At 66.0% G+C, this 16,299-nt stretch carries 16 protein-coding genes; 4 read left to right on the top strand and 12 right to left on the bottom strand.

Going from position 1 to position 16,299, the window contains the following annotated elements; translation table 11 throughout:
- Window positions 1-11 precede the first annotated feature (11 nt).
- The 11 genes from alc to BFE01S_RS33065 form a co-directional block, all read right to left on the bottom strand.
- The gene (alc, locus tag BFE01S_RS33115) at window positions 12-1,022 is read right to left on the bottom strand and encodes an allantoicase (RefSeq protein ID WP_028229187.1); all 1,011 of its coding nucleotides are present in this window, start codon (window positions 1,020-1,022) and stop codon (window positions 12-14) included.
- Window positions 1,023-1,107: 85 nt separating this feature from the next.
- Window positions 1,108-1,629, bottom strand: a complete 522-nt coding sequence (gene uraD, locus BFE01S_RS33110) for a 2-oxo-4-hydroxy-4-carboxy-5-ureidoimidazoline decarboxylase (RefSeq protein ID WP_028229186.1) — start codon at window positions 1,627-1,629, stop codon at window positions 1,108-1,110.
- Entirely contained in the window at window positions 1,626-2,585 is a 960-nt protein-coding gene (gene puuE, locus BFE01S_RS33105; RefSeq protein WP_028229185.1) for an allantoinase PuuE, read from the bottom strand. The genes uraD and puuE overlap by 4 nt, the downstream gene beginning before the upstream one ends.
- A 268-nt stretch (window positions 2,586-2,853) precedes the next feature.
- Window positions 2,854-3,690 (bottom strand): aspartate/glutamate racemase family protein, encoded by an 837-nt coding sequence (locus BFE01S_RS33100; protein WP_028229184.1) that lies wholly within the window; start codon window positions 3,688-3,690, stop codon window positions 2,854-2,856.
- Between the two features lie 34 nt (window positions 3,691-3,724).
- Window positions 3,725-5,230 carry an NCS1 family nucleobase:cation symporter-1 gene (locus BFE01S_RS33095; RefSeq protein WP_028229183.1) on the bottom strand — a complete coding sequence of 502 codons (1,506 nt, stop codon included), beginning with the start codon at window positions 5,228-5,230 and terminating at the stop codon, window positions 3,725-3,727.
- 316 nt (window positions 5,231-5,546) lie between these two features.
- Complete coding sequence (locus tag BFE01S_RS33090) at window positions 5,547-6,269, bottom strand: GntR family transcriptional regulator (protein ID WP_042339478.1); 723 nt, start codon at window positions 6,267-6,269, stop codon at window positions 5,547-5,549.
- 306 nt (window positions 6,270-6,575) lie between these two features.
- Window positions 6,576-7,502, bottom strand: coding sequence for a muramoyltetrapeptide carboxypeptidase (gene ldcA, locus BFE01S_RS33085; protein WP_028229181.1), 927 nt, complete (start codon window positions 7,500-7,502; stop codon window positions 6,576-6,578).
- A complete protein-coding gene (tadA, locus tag BFE01S_RS41190) occupies window positions 7,499-8,179 on the bottom strand; it encodes a tRNA adenosine(34) deaminase TadA (protein WP_084170354.1) in 681 nt (226 codons plus the stop codon). Before tadA ends, ldcA begins: the two co-directional genes overlap by 4 nt.
- Before the next feature lie 53 nt (window positions 8,180-8,232).
- A complete protein-coding gene (locus tag BFE01S_RS33075) occupies window positions 8,233-8,634 on the bottom strand; it encodes a DnaJ family domain-containing protein (RefSeq protein ID WP_028229180.1) in 402 nt (133 codons plus the stop codon).
- 233 nt (window positions 8,635-8,867) lie between these two features.
- Window positions 8,868-10,064 carry an amino acid aminotransferase gene (locus tag BFE01S_RS33070; RefSeq protein WP_028229179.1) on the bottom strand — a complete coding sequence of 399 codons (1,197 nt, stop codon included), beginning with the start codon at window positions 10,062-10,064 and terminating at the stop codon, window positions 8,868-8,870.
- A 115-nt stretch (window positions 10,065-10,179) separates the two neighbouring features.
- Window positions 10,180-11,565, bottom strand: coding sequence for an amino acid permease (locus BFE01S_RS33065; RefSeq protein WP_028229178.1), 1,386 nt, complete (start codon window positions 11,563-11,565; stop codon window positions 10,180-10,182).
- Between the two features lie 242 nt (window positions 11,566-11,807).
- Between BFE01S_RS33065 and BFE01S_RS33060 the strand changes: the two genes are divergently transcribed.
- The 4 genes from BFE01S_RS33060 (at window position 11,808) to BFE01S_RS33045 (ending at window position 15,575) form a co-directional block, all read left to right on the top strand.
- Window positions 11,808-12,281: an Lrp/AsnC family transcriptional regulator gene (locus BFE01S_RS33060; RefSeq protein ID WP_028229177.1), complete on the top strand. Its 474-nt coding sequence runs from the start codon at window positions 11,808-11,810 to the stop codon at window positions 12,279-12,281.
- A 339-nt stretch (window positions 12,282-12,620) separates the two neighbouring features.
- On the top strand, window positions 12,621-13,361 hold the full coding sequence (locus tag BFE01S_RS33055; RefSeq protein ID WP_028229176.1) for an ATP-binding cassette domain-containing protein: 741 nt from the start codon (window positions 12,621-12,623) through the stop codon (window positions 13,359-13,361).
- A 26-nt stretch (window positions 13,362-13,387) separates the two neighbouring features.
- Window positions 13,388-14,413 (top strand): ABC transporter permease, encoded by a 1,026-nt coding sequence (locus BFE01S_RS33050; protein ID WP_042339471.1) that lies wholly within the window; start codon window positions 13,388-13,390, stop codon window positions 14,411-14,413.
- A 169-nt stretch (window positions 14,414-14,582) separates the two neighbouring features.
- A complete protein-coding gene (locus tag BFE01S_RS33045) occupies window positions 14,583-15,575 on the top strand; it encodes a sugar-binding protein (RefSeq protein ID WP_028229174.1) in 993 nt (330 codons plus the stop codon).
- A gap of 90 nt (window positions 15,576-15,665) precedes the next feature.
- Here BFE01S_RS33045 and BFE01S_RS33040 read toward each other — a convergent pair whose 3' ends face one another.
- On the bottom strand, window positions 15,666-16,259 hold the full coding sequence (locus tag BFE01S_RS33040) for a 2'-5' RNA ligase family protein (RefSeq protein WP_028229173.1): 594 nt from the start codon (window positions 16,257-16,259) through the stop codon (window positions 15,666-15,668).
- Window positions 16,260-16,299 lie beyond the last annotated feature (40 nt).

Here is a 16,299-nt window from a genome sequence, read left to right as displayed (position 1 = left end):
CTCGCCGGCGCTCAAGCGAGCGTGCCCCACAGACGCAGGCGCGACACGCCGCCGTCCGGGATGATGTTCAGACGCACGTGCGTGACCGGGCCCAGCGCGGCCAGCTCGCTTTCGAAGTAGTGCTGGTTGTCCATCTGCAGCTTCTGCTCGCCGAGCAGCACCGGCCAGAACATCGCCTGGGTGACGAGCGAGCTGTCCGTGCCGCCCGTCACGCGCGCGGCCTGGATCGAGCAGCGATCCGGATAGTTGCCCTTGAAGTGCGCTGTATCGACTTCGATCTTCTTGATCACGCCCGGCTGCGCCAGCGCGATGATCGCCCAGTCGTTGCCCGGCTCGCGGCGGCGGCGCGTTTCCCAGCCGTCGCCCATGTTCACGCCGCGGCCCGGCATCAGGATGTTCGAGGCGACGCCGAAGTGCTGGTTGTTCGCCGCCACGAGGTAGGCGCCGTTTTCCATGGCCGCGAGGTCGAAGAGTTCGGTGCGGCTCGCGCCCTTCCAGTCCACCTGCGGCTGGCCATAAACGCGCAGCCGCGCAATGCCGCCATCGGGATAGATGTTCACGCGCAGGTGCGTGTACGGCTGCTCGCTCGTCACATCGACGTAGTGGTGGCTGTTGCCCTGCAGCGAGGTCGAGGGAACGATCTCGGTCCACTGCGTGGCGGCGCCCGGCGCGCCTTCCGGCACGTATGCGCCTTCCACCGAGGCGGCCGGCGGGAAGTTGCCCGTGAAGTGGCTCGTGTCGAGGTCGAGGCCCTTGATCACGCCCGGGCGCGCGAGCTTGACGACACACCAGTCGTAGCCCGTCGTGCGCTTGCGGCGCGTTTCCCAGCCGTCCATCCACTTGCCGTGGTCGTCGTATTTGCCCGGGATGAAGACGGCCGGCTCCGGATTGAGCATGCGATCCTTCGGGGCGAAGAAGTCGTCGCTCGCCTCGAGTGCCTGCGCGCCGAGCCGCGGGTCCGCGAGGTTCACGTAGCGGCGCGTGAATTCAGGGGCGTTGGGGTCGAGAGTCGGGAGTGCCATCGTTGTCTTCCTTCATGTCTAGCGTATCTATCCGCTGCTGCGGAAAAAGCGCCGCGCCCGCGCGTTTGCGTGGGCGGGCGCCGTGTCATGCGTCGATCAGTTCGTCGAGCCTGAAGCGTGCAATGCGATAAATCTGGTCCAGGCTCGCGCGCATTTCGTCCGCGCGGCTGTTGCTCACGCGCGATTCGAAGTTCGCGATGATGCCGTGGCGGTCATAGCCGCGCACCGCGAGGATGAACGGAAAGCCGAACTTCTCGCGATACGCGCGGTTGAGCGACTGCAGCTTGTCGAACTCTTCCTGCGTGCAGAGGTTCAGGCCCGCGCCGCTTTGCTCGCGCGTCGATTCGGCAGTGAGCTCGCCGCGCACCGCCGCCTTGCCCGCGAGCTCCGGGTGAGCGTTGATGAGCGCGAGCTGCTTCGCTTCGCCGGCGCTTTCCACCGCGCCCGACATCGTGCGGTGCAGGACCTCGATGCTCGCGTACGGACGCTGGCCCGCGGCCGCCTCGGCCACCCAGGGCGAGTGTTCGAAAATGCCCGAGAGCGCGGCCACGAAGGCTTCGGTCGAGGCGTTGTTCAACTGTTCGAGGGTGTAGTGCATTGCCTTCATGCGGCGGCCCCGCGGTGATCGTTCTGCTGCGGTTGATAGGGATGATGCTCGCGCCAGTGACGCGCAATGTCCACGCGGCGGCTGACCCACACGCGCTCGTGTTGTTCGATGTGATCGAGGAAGCGCTGCAGCGCGCGAAAGCGCCCCGGGCGGCCGAGCAGGCGGCAGTGCATGCCGATCGAGAGCATCTTCGGCGCTTCGTCGCCTTCTTCGTAGAGCACGTCGAATGCGTCGCGCAGGTACGTGAAGAAGTGGTCCGCCGTGTTGAAGCCCTGGGGCGTGGCGAAGCGCATGTCGTTCGTGTCGAGCGTGTACGGCACGATGAGCTGCGGGGTGGTCGTGCCGCCCGTCACCTCCACGTCCATCCAGAACGGCAGGTCGTCGCCGTAGTAGTCGGAGTCGTAGAGGAAGCCGCCGTGCTCCGCCACGAGGCGGTGCGTGTTCGGGCTGTCGCGGCCGGTGTACCAGCCGAGCGGCCGCACGCCCGCGACGCGCTCGATCGCTTCCATGCCGAGCTTCATGTGCTCGGCTTCCAGTTCCGGCGTCGCGTCCTGGTAGTGGATCCAGCGGTAGCCGTGGCACGCGATCTCGTGGCCGAGTTCGACGAATGCGCGGGCCGCTTCCGGATTCCGTTCGATCGCCATGCCGACGCCGAACACCGTGAGCGGCAGGCCGCGTTTCTCGAACTCGCGCAGGATGCGCCAGACGCCGACGCGCGAGCCGTATTCGTAAATCGACTCCATGCTCATGTGGCGCGCCGGATAGGCGGCGGCGCCGACGATCTCGGAGAGAAACTGCTCGGAGGCACGGTCGCCGTGCAGCACGCAGTTTTCGCCGCCCTCTTCATAGTTGAGTACGAACTGCACCGCGACGCGGGCCTTGCCCGGCCAGTTGGCCTGCACCGGATGCCGGCCATAACCGGTCAGATCGCGAGGATATTGGGGATCGAGTGCCATGCTGGACGAATCAATCGAAAAGTGGTGGGTAAGCGTGAATCCGGCGAATCGATAAAAACCAGTGCATCGACGGAAAGCGGGGGCATCGGACGTGCCGCGAGCGCGGTTCACGGGTGCGGCGGGACGGCGCGGCCGCCCGCTTTCAGGACCGGATCAGTGTAGCGAAATCGCTTGCGCGCGCCCATACGCACGCTCAGATAGTACGGGTCAAGCGAGATGTATGAGGACCGCCACGCCTCGCTCGACACGATTTCCGCAGCTTGGGTGTTTACCCGTAACGCAGCGGGCGCGCGGGCGGCGGGGAGTCGGTGGAGCCCGGCGTAGCGACGCCCGGCGTAGCGGCGCCCGATGTAGCGGCGCCCGGCGTATCGACGCCCGGACTGAACCTGGCGAAATCGCCGTCGTAGCGCTTCGCGAGCGGGCGCGCGAAATCGCCTCGCTTGGCGGTGGCAAGGCGCAGCGCCACGAGCGCCTCCACCCATTTCACGGCCGCCGTCACGCCGTCCACCACCGGCACGGCCAGCGCGTCCTCCACTTGCGCGCACAGACTCGTCATGCCCGCGCAGCCGAGCACGATCGCATCCGCCCCGTCTTCTTCGAGCGCGTGGCGGCATTCCTCGACAATCGCGCGGCGCGCCGCCGACCCCGGTTCGTCGAGTTCGAGCACGGCCACGTCGATTGCCCGCACGTTGCGGCAAAAGCGCGTCATGCCGTAGCGCTCGGCCAGATGCCACGCCATCGCGCGGGTGCGCGAAAGCGTCGTCACGACCGAAAAGCCCGGCGCCAGCACGCTCGCCGCGTGCATGGCGGCCTCGGCGATGCCGATCACCGGCCCCCGCGCAAGCTCGCGCGCGGCGTACAGGCCCGGGTCGCCAAAGCACGCAATCACATAACCGTCGAAGCCCTCGCGCTCGCCCGCCTCCACTTCGGCGAGGAGGCCCGGCGTCGCCAGCGCCTCGTCGTAATAGCCCTCGATAGAAGGCGGCCCCATGGTCGGGCTCACCGCCACCACTTCCGTTCCCGCGGCCACCACGGCGCGCGCGCACTGGCCCATTGCGGCGGTCATCCGCTGGGTCGTGTTCGGGTTGATCAGCTTGATACGCATGTCTCCTCCAGCTTGTTCCGGGTGCATCGAGGGCTTACGCGCGGGCACGTTCGCCGAGCGTGAGCGCGCGGTAGAACAGCGCGCCGAGGCCCGCGCCGATGAACCACGAGAAGTTCGCGGCACCGGAGAGGCCCGGCGTCATCACGCAGAGAATCGCGATCACGGCGGCAGGCAGCAGCGCCATCACGGCGCGGCGGTTCACGCCGTTGCGATACCAGTAGGCACCCGAGGGCGACACGGTATAGAGCTCGTCCACGGCAAGGCGGCCGCGCTTGATGAGGTAGAAGTCAACCGTCAGGACACCGTACAAAGGTCCGATGAAGGCGCCGAGCACGTCGAGCGTGTAGTGAATCACGGCCGGGTTGTTGAAGAGGTTCCACGGCGTAATGAAAATCGAGGCAACGGCCGCGAGCATGCCGCCCGCACGCCAGCTAATCAGGCGCGGCGCCACGTTCGAAAAGTCGAAGGCCGGGGAAACGAAGTTCGCGACGATATTGATGCCGATCGTGGCAATGGTGAACGTCAGCGCACCGAGAATCACGGCAGTCGGATGATCGATGCGGCCCACCGTTTCGACCGGATCGGTAATCAGTTGTCCGAACACAGGCAGCGTGGCCGAGGTCGTGATGACCGTCACGAGCGAGAACGCGAGGAAGTTGACAGGCAGGCCCCAGAAGTTGCCGCGATGCACGCTCCGGAGCGACTTGCCGTAACGCGAGAAGTCGCCGAAATTGAGCATCGGCCCCGAGAAGTACGACACCACGAGCGAGATCGCCGTGATCATGACCGGAACGACTTGCGCACCGTGATACTTCACGCCGCCGAGATTGAGGCCGATGTTCTGCCAGCCTGCGCGATACACCATGTAGCCCGCCAGCGCGAACATCACGACATACACGGCCGGGCCGGCGAAGTCGATGAACTTCTTGATAGTCTCCATGCCGTTCCAGAACACGAAGGCCTGCAGCACCCACAGCGTCATGAAGCCGGCCCAGCCGATTGCGGAGAGGCCGAACATGCCGTGCTTGTGCACGTCCGCGTAGGGCATGAGTTGCGGGAAGAACTTGAGCACGACGATCACGAGCGCGCTCGAAGCCAGATAGGTCTGGATGCCGTACCACGCCACGGCGATCAGGCCGCGAATCACGGCGGGAATGTTCGCCCCCAGCACGCCGAAGGTGGCGCGGCACGCAACCGGATACGGCACGCCGTGACGCTGGCTGGGGCGCGCAATGAGATTGCAGAGCAGATTGACGATCGAGATGCCCACCAGCAGCGCAATCAGCACCTGCCAGCTCGTGAGGCCCAAGGCGAAGAGACTGCCTGCGAACACGTAGCCGCCGACGCTGTGCACGTCGGACATCCAGAACGCGAAGATGTTGTACGCGCCCCAGGTCTGCTCGCGCAGCGGGGCGAGATCGGCGTTGTAGAGCCTGTCGCTGTAGCCGGACGGCAGGTGGACGCCTTCCGCTTCGCCGCCGTCTGCCGACTCGAAGCTGGGTACTGCGGGACTGCCGGGTGATGCGCTGAACTGAGCCATGATCCGCTCCTTGGGATGAATACGCCGACGGGAAAAAACACGCGAACCCCTTGGGCGCGGCAGCCGCACACCCATGTGCGGCTGCCGCGCTGCCTGCCGGATGGCCCGGGGCTGCGGGTCCGGCACCGGTCGCCGCTTGCGCGCGCCCTGTTCCGCCATACCGCCACAGCCCCTGCGCACTCCCGTGCGCGGCCCACTTCATCCCTGATTCCGCGGGGCGGCGCTCGTGGATAGCTACCGGGCGAGCGCCCCGCGTTACTGCAATTCTGTCCCGCCCAACCCCTCATGCCGGCATCGTCCCGGCCCGCGGCCCGCGCTAGCGCGCCGGCGTCACCGCCTCGCGCTGGCCGAACACCTCCTGCAGATCCACCGAGGCGCCAGCCGGCCGGTCGAGCATGCGCAGCTCCACGCCCTGCAGGTGCCGCACCATCAACTCCGCGGCCTCCCTCGCCTGCCCGCTTTCGAGCGACGCGAGAATCGCCTCGTGGTCGTCGAACGAACAGGGGCTGCGCCCCGGCGATTCGTAGAGCGCCGAAATGAGCGTCGAGCGCGCCACGAGCCCGTTCAGGCAATCGCACAGCACCGTGTTGCCGGTGAGCGCCGCGAGCGCCGTGTGGAACTCGCCGGAGAGGCGGATCCACGTGGGGAAATCCCGCCCTTCGAAGGCCTTGCGCTCGCGCCGGATCGACTCGCCGATGCTCTTGAGCCGCCGGTTGCCGTGCTGCGCCGTGCAGATGCGCTCGACGACCGCCAGCTCGATGATCCGGCGCATCTCGAACACCTCGTGCACCTCCTGGAGCGACGGGCTTGCAACGAATGCGCCGCGGTTCGGCTCCAGATCGACGAGATGGTCGGTGGCGAGAAGCGCCAGCGCCTGGCGTATCGGCCCTCGCTTCACACCGAACACTTCGCACAACTGCGCTTCGGTCAGCTTGGCGCCGGGCGGGAGGCGGTGTTCCAGAATCGCGGCGCGTATGCGCGCCGCGATCGCCTCGGGCTTGGCGCCAGTCGTCCCGGCTTCGGTTTCGATCTTCTGCATGTCTCTAGCCTCTATGGTGGGTATCCTAGATTGGACATAAAGATTGTCAACAATTTTTTCGGCAAGACTCGGGAAATTACCCAGTCGCTTCTCGCCCGAACATGCTTGTATACGGTGAGACCCGCTTTATTACGGGGAACGACGCACATTTACGGTGAACGCATGCCCTGCATTGGGTCGAAATATTGTCAACAATTTATCGGCTGTGCTCTCCCTTTTGCACCGATCTTCGGTGTGCTGAATTGGCCGTTAGTTGCATATCTATATACAAAAAAAGCGCCCGAAGGCGCTTGCCGTGTTTTCGGTTCAGCCAAGATGCGGATAGCCGCTCACGGCCAGTTCGAAGCCATGCGCCGTAGCGTGCAGTTGCGCGAGCGCGCCGACGGGCAGCGTCACCATGTCCGGAATATGCCCGAACGGCAGACCCGTGATCACCGGAATGCCGATCACCGAGCGCACCTGCTCCACCATCTCCTTGAGGTCGTAGCCGTTGTCCGACTCGTAGGGCTTGCCGCCCGAAAAGTCGCCCAGCACGAGCGCCTGCTGCTGCGCGAGGATGCCCGAGAGGTGCAACTGGTAAATCATCCGTTCGATGCGAAACGGCTGCTCGTTGACGTCCTCGACGAAGAGGATGCCCCCCTGCACCGGCGGCAGGTACGGCGTGCCGATGAGCGAGGTCAGCACGGCGAGATTGCCGCCCCAGAGCGTCCCCGAAACATCCACGGCCTGCGCCTGCGGCGCGTTCACCTTGAGCGTGAAGTCGGGCTTCGAGAGCGTGTCCCAGAAGTGATGCATCGTGAAGCTGCTCAGCGCCTCGGCGCCGAAGTCGCTCACGAGCATCGGGCCGCCGAAAGTGGTCAGCCCCGCGCGTGCAAAGAGCGCCAGCTGGATGGCCGTGAAATCGCTGTGTCCGCAAAAGGCGACCGGCTGGTCCGCAAGCCGCCGCTGCAGGCCGTCGTAATCGAGCCCGTGGAGGATCCGCACGGCGCCGTAGCCGCCGCGCACGGCCAGTACGATATCGGGCAAATCGCGCGATGGGTCCGCGAGACGGTTGAGTTCCGCGGCCCGCTGGCCATCCGTGCCCGCAAAGCGCTGGTAGCGCCGCTCGGTCGCCTGGATGCCTTCCACGCGATGCCCTTCGGCGTGCAGGCGCGCAAGCGCCCGGTGGACCGCCTCCGGGTCCTGCGGATACCCCGACGGCGCAATCAGTTCGATGGTGCGATGCGTGTTCATGTCGATGGTGATGAGGTGTCGTCCGCGCCGCCGGCCGGGTTCTGCGCCGGCTGCGTCTCGCCCGATTCCGCCTGCGCTTGCGCCAGCGCGCGCCTTTCCCGGCGTTCGCGGCTCGCGCGGCGGCGATCGGCGAAGAACGCGCGCAGCGCGTCGCCGCATTCGGTCTCCAGTACGCCGCCCACCACACTCGTATGATGATTGAGCCGAGGGTTCGCGAACGCGTCCACCACGCTGCCGCAGACGCCCGTTTTCGGGTCGCGCGCGCCGTACACCACGCGCGCAATCCGGGCATGCATGATCGCACCGGCGCACATCAGGCACGGTTCCAGGGTCACATAGAGTTCGCAGCCGGGCATGCGGTAGTTTCCCAGCCGCTGCGCGGCTGCGCGCAGCGCCGCCATCTCCGCGTGCGCGGAAGGATCGTGCGCGCCGATCGGGTGGTTGAAGCCCGTCGCGATCACCTCGTCGCCGTGCACGAGCACCGCGCCCACCGGTACCTCGCCGGCGGCGCGCGCCTCTTCGGCGGCGGCCTGCGCGAGGCGCATGAAATGGCGGTCGCGTTCGGCAACAGGATCGGGTTCGGAAACGGGCGCCGCAGCCGGGGCCGGGGCGCTCCCGCCTGCCGCGGGCCTCGGGCCTTCTTCTGGCCGGTTCCCGGGCGGCGCCGGAACCGGCACGCCTTCGGCGGCAGCAGCGGGTGTTGCAAACGAGAGGGGGGTATCGGGCGCGCTCACTGCGGCCCCGCGCCGGCGGCCTCTTCGACGGCCGCGCGTTCGCAAAGCCGTTCTGCAATGCGGCGGCGGTATTCGTGCGGCACCACCATCGGGCCGCCGCGCAGCGATTCCAGCGCCATGTCGAGCGCGAGCAGGCGCGCGCGCAGGCGGCATTGGGCGGCCTTGTCACTCACCTGGGAAAGCTCTTTTTCGAGGTCGCGGAGCGCGCGCAGCTGCTCGAGCGCAGGCGGCACGAACCCGGCGTTCTTCAGGATGCGGTTCGCTACCCGCACCTCCTCGGGCACGAGCAGGTCGTCGTCGAGTTCCTGGGGCAATCCGGCGCCCGGCAGATCGGCAAAGTCGCCCCGCTTGGCAGCGGCGGCAATCCGTTGTTCGACGAGGGCATCAAGCAATTTCATCGGCAATCCACTACGTTGCGGCCCACGCATTCTATCAGGGTAAGACCTGGAAGGCCGTCCGCTTCTGTCGTGGAGGTTACCAGGCCCCAACGGCTTGACAGCCGCTCGAATGAATGCTGGATGCATTGCGCAAAGCAGGAATCGTCCGATTGGACGAGGGGCGGGTTTGGGGTGCGCCGGAGCGCGGTGACATCCCGCGCCCCGGATGCGAGGTATTGCGCGAGGTACGTCGCTTACTGCGCGAGCACCTTGGCGATCGCCTCCACCACCGCCCCGACGTTCTTCTCGTTCAGCCCCGCCACGCACATGCGCCCCGAGCGCAGGATGTACACGCCGTGCGTTTCGCGCAGCGCTTCGACCTGCTCCACGGAAAGCCCCGTGTACGTGAACATGCCGCGCTGGCGCACGTAGCGCTCGAGCGCCTCGCCGCTGACATGCGCGCGCAGGCCGTCGTGAATCGCCACGCGCATGCGCGCGATGCGCTTGCACATGGCCGCCAGCTCGGCCTCCCACGAAGCCTTCAGCGCCGGCGTGTTCAGCACGCGCGTGACGATCTTCGCGCCGTGCGTCGGCGGATTGCTGTAGTTCGAGCGCACCGCGCCCGTGAGCTGGCCCAGCACGCGGTCGGCAGCCGCCGCGTCTTCGCAGATCACGTGCAGCCCGCCGCAGCGCTCGCCGTAGAGCGAAAAGTTCTTCGAGAACGAGTTCGCCACCAGCGCCGGCACCCCGCGCCGGGCAATCTCGCGCACGGCGAACGCATCGGCGTCGAGCCCCGCGCCAAAGCCCTGGTACGCCATATCGACGAACGGCAGCAGGTCGCGCTTTTGCAGCACGTCGATCAGCTGCGTCCACTGGGCCTCGTCGAGATCCACGCCCGTCGGGTTATGGCAGCACGCGTGCAGCAGCACGACGCTCTTTGGCGGCAGCGCGTCGATGGCCGACAGCATGGCCTCGAACTTCAGGCCGCCCGTGGCCTCGTCGTAGTACGGGTAGGTGTTCACCGTGAAGCCCGCGCGCTCGAAGATGAAGCGATGGTTTTCCCACGTCGGGTCGCTCACCCACACCTGGCTCGTCGGGAAATAGCGCTTGATGAAGTCGGCCCCCACCTTGAGCGCGCCCGAGCCGCCCAGCGTCTGCACGGTCGCAATGCGGGCCGCCGCGCGCGACGGGCACGCCGCGCCGAACACCAGCGCCTGCACCGCGTCCCGGTACTGCGCGAAGCCCGCCATCGGCAGATACGGCTTCGGGCCCGGCTCTTCGAGCATCGCGGCTTCGGCGGCGTGCACGGCCTGCATGACCGGCAGGCGGCCGTCGTCGTCGAAATAGATGCCGATGCTCAGATTGACCTTGTTCTGGCGCGGGTCCTTCTGGAAGTTCTCGTTGAGCGAGAGGATCGGGTCGCCGGGATAGGCGTCGATGTGTTCGAACATGATGTTTGCGGTTTAGACGGTTCAGGACGAATTCAGTACGCACGCGGACGGCATGGACGGCACGGACGGCCCGACGGCACGGGATGCGGACCGACGGGCCGTCGGGGCGAAGCGCTCAGCGCACCGGAATGCTGCTTTGCAGCGCGGGCGCCGTGTTGCGCCGCCACACCCGGTAGGCCAGGCCGAGCACGCCGAGCCACACGGGGATCAGGTACACGGAAAGGCGCAGGTCCGGCGTGAGATACATTACAACGAGAACGCCGGCAAGGAACGCGAGACACACATAATTCGTGAGCGGATAGCCGAGGCTCTTGAACGACGCGGGCTGATTGGCCAGCGCCTTGTCGCGGCGGAACTTCAGATGAATGAGGCTGATCATCGCCCAGTTGATGATGAGCGCGGACACCACGAGCCCCATCAGCAGCTCGAACGCCTTGCCCGGCATGAAGTAGTTGACCACCACGCACACCAGCGTCGCGAACGCCGACACGCCGAGCGCCACGAGCGGAATGCCGCGGCGGTTCACCTTGAGCAGCGACTTCGGCGCATTGCCCTGCTGCGCGAGGCCGTAGAGCATGCGGCTGTTGCAGTACACGCCGCTGTTGTACACGGAGAGCGCGGCCGTGAGCACGACGAGATTCAGCACGTTGGCGACGATATCGCTGTTCATCGCGTGGAAAATCAGCACGAACGGGCTGCCGCCGGTCACCACCTTCTGCCACGGATAGAGCGAGAGCAGCACGCCGAGCGCGCCCACGTAGAAGATCAGGATGCGGTAGATGACCTGGTTGGTCGCGCGCGGGATCGTGTGCGCGGGGTCGTCCGCTTCCGCCGCGGTGATGCCGACGAGTTCGAGCCCGCCGAACGAGAACATCACGACCGCCATCGCCATCACGAGACCGGACACGCCGTGCGGGAAGAAGCCGCCGTGCTGCCAGAGGTTGGCGACGCTGGCGTCGGGCCCGGCATGGCCCGAAACGAGCAGCCAGGCGCCGAACACGATCATGCCCACGATCGCGAGCACCTTGATGATCGCGAACCAGAACTCCAGTTCGCCATACGACTTGACGCTCGCGAGATTGATGCCGTTGATGATGACGAAGAACGCGAGCGCCGAGACCCAGGTGGGCAGGTTCGGCCACCAGTAGTGCATGTAGATGCCGACGGCGGAAAGCTCCGCCATGCTCACGAGGATATACAGCACCCAGTAGTTCCAGCCCGAGAGAAAGCCGGCGAAGGGGCCGAAGTATTTGTCGGCGAAGTAGCTGAACGAACCGGCAACCGGCTCGTCCACGACCATCTCGCCCAACTGGCGCATGATGAAGAACGCGATGATGCCCGCAATGCCGTAGCCGAGCAGCACGGCCGGGCCGGCCGTCTGGATCGTCTGGGCGATGCCGAGGAACAGGCCTGTGCCGATCGCGCCGCCAAGCGCGATCAGCTGGATGTGGCGATTCTTTAGACCGCGCCGGAGCTGACCACTTTTATCGTTTGAAACCATGTCTCTTCCTGTCTTCTCTTTACCGTGAGGCCGGCTCGTGCACCTTGCCGGTCCCGCGAAATAAAATTGCGCGCGCAACGAACGGCGCCGGTGGGCCGGGCGGCACGCGCCCCGGGGCGGACAGCCTTCCGGGGTGTGCCCAGTGTATCGCCGGAGTCGAAAAATATGATTTCATCTGGTACGCTGGCAAACCCTGATTCATACAATTCCGTTTCGCATTTGACCACTGCGAGGAAATAAAAGTGCAGATTTCCGCTCTCGACCCGATCGATCTGCGTCTGCTTGCCGCACTGCAGGAAAACGGCCGCGCCTCGAACCTCGAACTGGCCCAGACCATCAAGCTCTCCCCCGCGCAGACCTTGCGGCGGCACCGGCGGCTCGAGGAACTCGGCGTGATCCGGCGCTACGAGACGCGGCTCGACGCCGGCAGCCTCGGCTTCGGCGTAGTGGCTTTCATTCAGGTGACGATGGAGCGCGGCCACATGCGCGAGCTCATGAAATTCAAGGAGCTCGTGGCGACGCTGCCGCAGGTGCAGGAGTGCTACTCCGTGACCGGGGACATCGACTATGTGCTCAAGGTGGTCGCGCGCGACCTCAAGGCGCTCTCCGAATTCCTGCTCGACACCTTGATGCGCGCGCCGGGCGTGAACAGCGTGCAGTCGATCGTGTGCCTCGACGAACTCAAGGGGACGAGCGCGATGCCGCTGGAAGCGTGAACGGCGACACGACAGCAAAGGCGGCGCGCAGTGCGCAAGGGGGTCCGGGACGACAATCGGCGCCGCGGCACGGCACCGGTCCCGCGTAATCTTCAACAGCACGAAAATCTCTTTTTCAGACAACAGCATGACGATTTTACCGCGTCTTCGCCCGGCACGCGGGGCCGGCCGCCCCCGCGCCTGCTGGGCGCGGGCCGCAGCAGCGCAGAAAACACCGGCAACGGAGCCGATGCCAGGTAATGTACGTACCCTCTGAAGGCTTGCCAAACGACACCGCTGTGATATAAAAATCAGCTAATTAGACTGTCTATTGCGCCTTGTGCGCATCCGGGTCGGACCATGAGTCTTCTGGAACTCAGAGGCATTTCCCGGCACTTCGGTGCCATCCACGCCCTGACCGACGTGACGCTGAGTCTGGAACCCGGCCAGGTGGTGGGCCTCATGGGCGACAACGGCGCCGGCAAATCGACGCTCGCGAAAATCATCGCCGGCAACTTTCCGCCCTCGCACGGCGACATTCTCATCGACGGCAAACCGGTGCACTTCGGCAAGCCGGTCGATGCGCGCGCGCGAGGCATCGAAGTCGTCTATCAGGAACTCGCGCTCTGCGACAACCTTACGGCGGCCGCGAACGTCTTTCTCGGCCGCGAGCCTCGCATCGGCTTCGGGCCGTTCCGTATCCTCGATCACGCGTCCATGTACCGGCGCGCCGGCGAACTCTTCAAGGAACTGAAGTCCGAAACGCGCCCGCGCGACCTCGTCCGGCAGATGTCGGGAGGCCAGCGCCAGGCGGTGGCCATCGCCCGCACGCGCCTTTCGGAAGCGCGGCTCGTCATCATGGACGAGCCGACCGCCGCGATCAGCGTGCGCCAGGTGGCGCAGGTGCTCGACCTCATCAAGCGCCTGTCCGAACACGGCGTGGCCGTCATTCTCATCAGCCACCGCATGCCCGATGTCTTCGACGTGGCCGACCGCGTGGTCGTCATGCGGCGCGGGCGCAAGGTGGCGGACAAGAAAACCAGCGCCTCCTCTCCGGAGGAAGTGACGGGTCTCATCACCGGAGCCATTTCCGCCGCCTGAACCTGCCCCGCACGGGAGCCACCCAATTGAACGAGCCGCCGGAAAGGCCTTCTTCCCTCTCGACCCTGCTCGACGACCCCGCCGCCCTGAAGACCCACACCTTCTGGACCGGGCTCGCCGCGAGCCAGGTGTTCTGGGTCGTGCTTGCCACCATCGTTGCGTGCGTGTTGCTCTCGATCGTGACCACGAGCTTCGCGACCTCGCAGAATCTTTTCAACGTCACGCGCAACTTCGCCTTCGTGGCGATCGTCGCGCTCGGCATGATGGCCGTGATCGTCACGGGCGGCATCGACATCTCGGTGGGCTCGACCATCGGCATCAGCGGCATCGTGCTTTCGGTGGTCATGAACGCGGGCTACCCGATCTGGGCCGGCATCGGCATGGGGCTGCTCACTGCGGGGCTCGTGGGGCTCGTCAACGGCTTGCTGATCGCGTATCTGGACATGCAGCCCTTCGTCGTGACGCTCGGCATGCTGAGCGTGGGCCGCAGCCTCGCGCTCGTGTTCTCCGGCAGCCGCACGATCTTCGACTTCGGCCCGGACGGCAGCAAGCTCCTCGCGCTCGGCGGCGGCGCAACCTTCGGCATTGCCAATCCGGTGTGGTTTCTGATCGTCCTCGCCGTGATCTTCTGGTTTGCCTTTCGCTGGACGCGCTGGGGCCGCTACGTCTTCGCGGTCGGCGGCAACCGCGACGCGGCAAGACTCACCGGCGTGCCGGTGCGGCGCGTGATCTGCTCCGTGTATGTGCTTTGCGGCCTCATGGCGGGCGTGGCGGCCATGCTCGAGGTCGGCTGGCTCGGCGCCGTGACGACGGGCCTCGGCACCGGCGACGAGCTGCGCGTGATCGCCGCCACCGTGATCGGCGGCACCAACCTCGTGGGCGGCGTGGGCAGCACGTTCGGCACCGTGGTGGGCGCGGCGCTCATCGAGGTCATCCGCAACAGCCTGATCCTGCTCGGCGTCGATTCGTTCTGGCAAGGCACGCTCGTGGGCACCTTCATCATCGTCGCCGTGCTGTTCAACCGGCTGGGCGGCGCGCGGCAGGGAGAGTGACAGAATCTTCGGGCAATCCGAAGACAGGCAGGGCAAAGCGCCGCACACAGGCGCCCGGTTGATTCATCTGGATTACTACATAACTTTTCTGCACACGTCAGTTGGGGAGACACCGGTGCCGCCAACCCGGCACTAAACAGAGAGACACAGAGAGAGACAGGAGAAAGCCATGAAGAAAACGTGGATGTACCTTGCTGCGATCGGCACGCTCGCCGTGCTGGCCTCATCGGCCGTCGCAGCCGACAAGACGCTGGCGCTCGTCGTGAAGGGTCTGGACAACCCTTACTTCGACCTCATGCACCAGGGCTGCGAGCGGGCCAACAAGGAGCTCAACAAGCAGGGCTACACCTGCTACTACACCGGCCCTGCCACGGCCGCCGACGAAAGCGCCGAAGTGCAGATCATCGACGACCTGCTGACCAAGGGCGTCGCCGCCATGGCGATCTCGCCTTCGAACGCGCCCGCCGTGGCCGAGGTCCTGCGCCGCCGCGCCGCGAAGATCCCGGTCATCACCGCCGACGCCGATCTGCTGCCGAAGGACGCCTCGCTGCGCAAGACCTATGTCGGCACCGACAACTACGAGCTGGGCGTCAAGCTCGGCCAGCAACTGAAACTGCTGCTGCCCAAGGGCGGCAACATCTGCCTCGTGATGGGCAACCCGGCCGCCGAGAACATCAACCAGCGCGCCCAGGGCACCCGCGACGTGCTCTCGGGCAAGAAAGGCATCGCGAAGCTCGACGGCGAAAACGGCTGGCACGAACTGAACGCCTGCCCGCTCTACGTGAACGACGACGCCGCCAAGGCGAACCAGATGATGCAGGACACGCTGACGGCCAACCCCACCGGGCTCGACGCCTTCGTGCTGGAAGGCGGCTGGCCGCTCTTCGCGCCCGAAGCCTATTCGCAGGTGGTGGCGCCGATCATGGACAAGATCCAGAGCGGCAAATTCGTGATCGTTTCGGCCGACACGCTCGGACCGGAGTTGCAGGCGCTCAAGGACCACAAGGTCAATGTGCTGGTCGGGCAGCGGCCGGAGGAGATGGGCTATCGGGCCGCGATGGTCATGCGCGATCTGGCGGAAGGCAAGTCGGTGCCGCCGGTGATCCATACCGGGCTCGATACCTGCACGTGGAAGAACGCCGATACCTGCCTCAAGCATTGAGGAACGGCGCGGGGCCGGGGCGGCTCTCCTGCCCCGCGCCCTGCCGGCCCCAGAAGCAATACGCGATGAGCATGCCTTCGATGGCGACCCTTAGCCTTTCAGCGACCAGCGGCCTTTTATGTCGTAGTGCGTCTTGCCGACCCAGCTATCGATCAGGACGAACTCGTGTACGGTCCAGGTGACCGGTTCGATCGCGCGCGGGCCGAATCTGCGCTTCTCATAGAGCAAGGTGAGGTGGGGCGTGAAACGCCGCCTTGATACGCGCAGACCTTTCCTTGCGAGCGCACGCCCAAGCGTTTGCTGCAGCGCGGTCAACTCGCCCGGCTCGGTGCCTCCTTTGAGCACCAGCGGAAAATTGCCCTGCCTTCCCTCGAAGCTCACGACCCGGTCGAAACTCACATCGAAGGGCGGTATATCGATTGTCGCTGCAGCCGCGCAGGCATCGGCGACGGCGCCCTCGGGCATACGCGCAAAATCGCTCAGGTGCTGCAGCGAAATGTGCAGACGCCCGGTGAGCAGCATCGGCGCCTCGATTTGCAGTCCAGAACGCAGGCCGCCAACGGTGTGAGCCACGCGAGCGGCCGTTTCCGGATCGGGCATCACGGCAAAAAACACGTGACGCGACAGCGCCCGGGCCACAGCCCGCTGGGGTACTTCGATGCCGGGTAGCGTGAGTTGGGTCACGGCGAAGGATCAGTCGAGCGGGGCAATCGCGCGTTCTGCG

The organism is Paraburkholderia ferrariae NBRC 106233 (assembly GCF_000685035.1).
Lineage (GTDB): Bacteria > Pseudomonadota > Gammaproteobacteria > Burkholderiales > Burkholderiaceae > Paraburkholderia > Paraburkholderia ferrariae.
The sequence above is the reverse complement of the archived record's forward strand: the minus strand, read 5'-3'. Positions and strand labels throughout refer to the sequence as shown.